At 68.1% G+C, this 3,112-nt stretch carries 3 protein-coding genes; 2 read left to right on the top strand and 1 reads right to left on the bottom strand.

The window, feature by feature from the left end:
• The first annotated feature begins 641 nt into the window (after nucleotides 1-641).
• Both ACFVQ3_RS18760 and ACFVQ3_RS18755 read left to right on the top strand, forming a co-directional pair.
• On the top strand, nucleotides 642-1,460 hold the full coding sequence (locus ACFVQ3_RS18760; protein ID WP_387642387.1) for a TrmH family RNA methyltransferase: 819 nt from the start codon (nucleotides 642-644) through the stop codon (nucleotides 1,458-1,460).
• 70 nt (nucleotides 1,461-1,530) lie between these two features.
• Nucleotides 1,531-2,046, top strand: a complete 516-nt coding sequence (locus ACFVQ3_RS18755; RefSeq protein WP_387642385.1) for an HAD domain-containing protein — start codon at nucleotides 1,531-1,533, stop codon at nucleotides 2,044-2,046.
• Between the two features lie 66 nt (nucleotides 2,047-2,112).
• On the opposite strand, the gene ACFVQ3_RS18750 is transcribed toward ACFVQ3_RS18755, so the two are convergent.
• Nucleotides 2,113-2,457 (bottom strand): putative quinol monooxygenase, encoded by a 345-nt coding sequence (locus tag ACFVQ3_RS18750; RefSeq protein ID WP_387642382.1) that lies wholly within the window; start codon nucleotides 2,455-2,457, stop codon nucleotides 2,113-2,115.
• Nucleotides 2,458-3,112 lie beyond the last annotated feature (655 nt).

The following is a 3,112-nucleotide window of genomic DNA, read 5'->3' as shown; positions in this document are numbered from 1 at the left end:
CTGCCCTGGAGACGGGGTGGGAGAGTAGGTCGCCGCCGGACAACCATTCACCAAAGGCCCACCCCGAACGGGGTGGGCCTTTGGCATACCCAGAAACAACCTCGCAGCCCACGAGCCTCCCGGAACGGTCGTGGGAACCAGGCCCACACCAGAGCCAGGGCCCCTCGAAGACCTGGGTGCGGCATCCGAGGCAGGGGTGTTCAGATCCCTGGACGCGCGCGTTCTGACTGCACTGGTGACCGTTCGACGAGCGGCCACTCTGGTGACACCCCGAAGCCGGCAACGACGCCGGCACGCGCGGGAGCGGTCGGGACGTTCGACCGGCGCGCGCCGATGGTGCGTCGAGGTACGTGCGAGAGCGCCGTCGTCGGGCGGGGCGGACATGCTCGGAAGTCTGCGGACCTCGTGAGCGTCGACGCATGTGTCGCGTGGGCCGGCTCGCCCGTAGCGCGCCCCCGCTGCTCCCGCAGCTCGTGGGTCGCGCGTGACGAAGATCGCCCCGGCAGGGAGGCGGCCGCCGCCAGGAGGAGTGTCAGGGCCAACCGGGCCCCAGATCGTTGCATCCCGCACCGAGGCGGGCCGGTAGCCTTCGAGGCAGGCAGCGGTCAGACTCCCGTGCTGCCAGGTCCCCGGAGGAACACGTGGCAACCCGCATCACCGCCCGCAATGCTCGATTCCAAGTTCTGCAGACGCTTCTGACCAACCGGTCCAAGCGGCACCGCGCAGGAGAGTTCATCGTGCAAGGAGTCAGGCCCCTCAATCTGGCACTCGAGCACGGGTGGGACGTCCGTGCGTTGCTGTACGACGCTGACAAGTCCCTCTCGCCCTGGGCACGCTCCCTTCTCGCATCGCAGCCGAAGGCAGAGAAGGTCGCGATGTCGTCGGACCTGCTGGCCGAGCTCAGCGAGAAGTCGGAGGGTGCGGTCGAGGTCTTGGCCGTCGTCGGCATGTACCCCGACGACCTCGCACGGATCCCGGTGCGTCCGGACTTCCTGGGGTTGGTGTTCGACCGCCCGACGCAGCCGGGCAACATCGGGTCCATCATCCGCTCGGCCGACGCCTTGGGCGCGCACGGCATGATCACGACGGGGCACGCGGCCGACGCCTACGACCCGAAGTCCGTGCGTGCGTCGACAGGGTCGTTCTTCGCGCTTCCTACCGTGCGAGCCGCTGGTCCGGACGACGTCATGCAATGGGTCGAGGCCCAGCGATCGTCCGGAGTTCCCATCGTGGTCGCAGCGACCGACGAGGACGGCGACGCCGACATCTCCGGCTTCGACCTCACCCAGCCCGTCCTGCTTCTCGTCGGCAACGAGACCGCGGGGCTGTCGCGCGCCTGGCGTGATGCTGCGGACGTCACGCTCAGCATCCCGATGGCCGGCGCCGCGAGCTCGCTCAACGCGGCGAACGCCGCCTCGATCGTGCTCTACGAAGCACGTCGTCAGCGCGCGACGACGTAGCCCTACCGACGACCGTGATCCCCGCGGTGTTGAGCAACGAGGTCGATGCCGGCTGCGCTATCGTGCACGCGTGGACACCGCGTCACGACCGATCCTGTTCCTCGACGTCGACGGAACGCTGCTGCCCTTCGGGGGACCGGGACTGGCCTCGGCTCCGGGGCCACCCGACTCCTGGACCGCTGCCACGAACCCCTACCTGGTGCGCGTCGATCGGACGCTGGGGCCGCTGCTGGCAGGGTTGGGGTGCGAGCTCGTCTGGGCGACGGCGTGGATGCACGGCGCGAACGAGGTGATCGCGCCACTGCTCGGACTACCTCACCTTCCGGTAGCCGATCTTCCTCAGTACGAGGGGGACCGCGACGCTGACAACCTGCAGTGGAAGACGAAGGCACTCGTACGGATCGCTGCCGGGCGCCCGTTCGTCTGGGTCGATGACGTGATCGGGCACGCCGACCGGTGGTGGATCGAGGTCGACCATCCAGGATCTGCGCTGCTGTACAAGGTCGATCCCGCCGTCGGGCTGACCGTTGCGGACCTCAGCGCGATCGCGGCCTGGTTGCGAGAAGTGGAGAGCGGCGCACGCTGAGGTGGGCAAGGGCCGACGTCAGGGCCGGCCGCCGCGAGGCGACCTGGCGAACCAGCGTGATGGTTCCTAGAGGACCCGGCGGTAGAGCTCGGCGGGCTCTGCCGTCTCGAGGGCCTCGAGCTCTGCGACCAGACGCACGAAGTGTTCCGTCCGAGTGTGCGCGTCGAGATGCGCCTGCGACTCCCACTCCTCGACGAGTACCAGCCGGGTGGCGTCGTCCACCCGCTGAAGGAGTTCGTACGACAGGCAGCCGGGCTCCCGCCGCGTCGCTTCGACCAGCTCGCGATAGACCTCGACAGCACGCACCAGGTGCTGTGCCTCGACGGTGCACGGAACGAGCACACGGACGCGCAGATCCGCGCTCGGTCGCTCGTCGATACCTGCATGGCCGGGGCTGCTGGAGAGAACCATGAGCCGACGCTACCTGGCGGCACCGGTGGCCCGGCCGATCGCAGGAGCACCGGCGAGCCGACGCCGGCAGTCCGGGCGGCGATGCCTCATGCAGACCGCGGCTCACGTCGTCGGGCCACCACGCGACTCGTGCCTCGCGGTCCGGATGATGGCACCTGGCACCTGGCACCTGGCACCTGGCACCTGGCACCTGGCACCTGGCACCTGGCACCTGGCACACGGTGCGACCCGGCGGCACCTGGCGGCACCCGGCGCGACGCGCCGCGACCTGCCGGCACCCGCTGGAAGGGCGGTGACCGGGGTCACGGGGCACCGGTTTGACCATCTGGCCTCGGTCCCCGTAATGTTCTCTGAGTCAGCCCGGCAGGGAGGAACAGACACCACTGCGAAGCTCTTCGGAGCCGCCGCGAAGTGGCTGGATCCCCCGGGCGAACCAAACTTCCTGAAGACTCCTGGGGATTCTTGTTTCCTTGAGGAGTAGGGAATGTGGTCGGCTTGTGCGGCTCACTTCACGAGAAATCGCGAGGTTGGAAAGCCCCGGAAAGTCTGATAAGATTAACAAGTTGCCCCGAGTGAAGGCCCCTGGTGGGTTGGAGTCGGTGCGTGTCGGTTGCTTGAGAACTCAACAGTGTGCTTGATAGTTAATGCCAATTGT

Origin of the sequence: Oerskovia sp. NPDC057915 (assembly GCF_042887685.1) — a bacterium.
Lineage (GTDB): Bacteria > Actinomycetota > Actinomycetes > Actinomycetales > Cellulomonadaceae > Oerskovia.
Note: the sequence above shows the minus strand (reverse complement) of the source record. Positions and strands in the feature narration are given on the sequence as shown.

Coding starts and splice junctions, on each gene's coding strand:
- ACFVQ3_RS18750 (WP_387642382.1), bottom strand. CDS start 2,457: ATGGTTCTCTCCAGCAGCCCCGGCCATGCAGGTATCGACGAGCGACCG.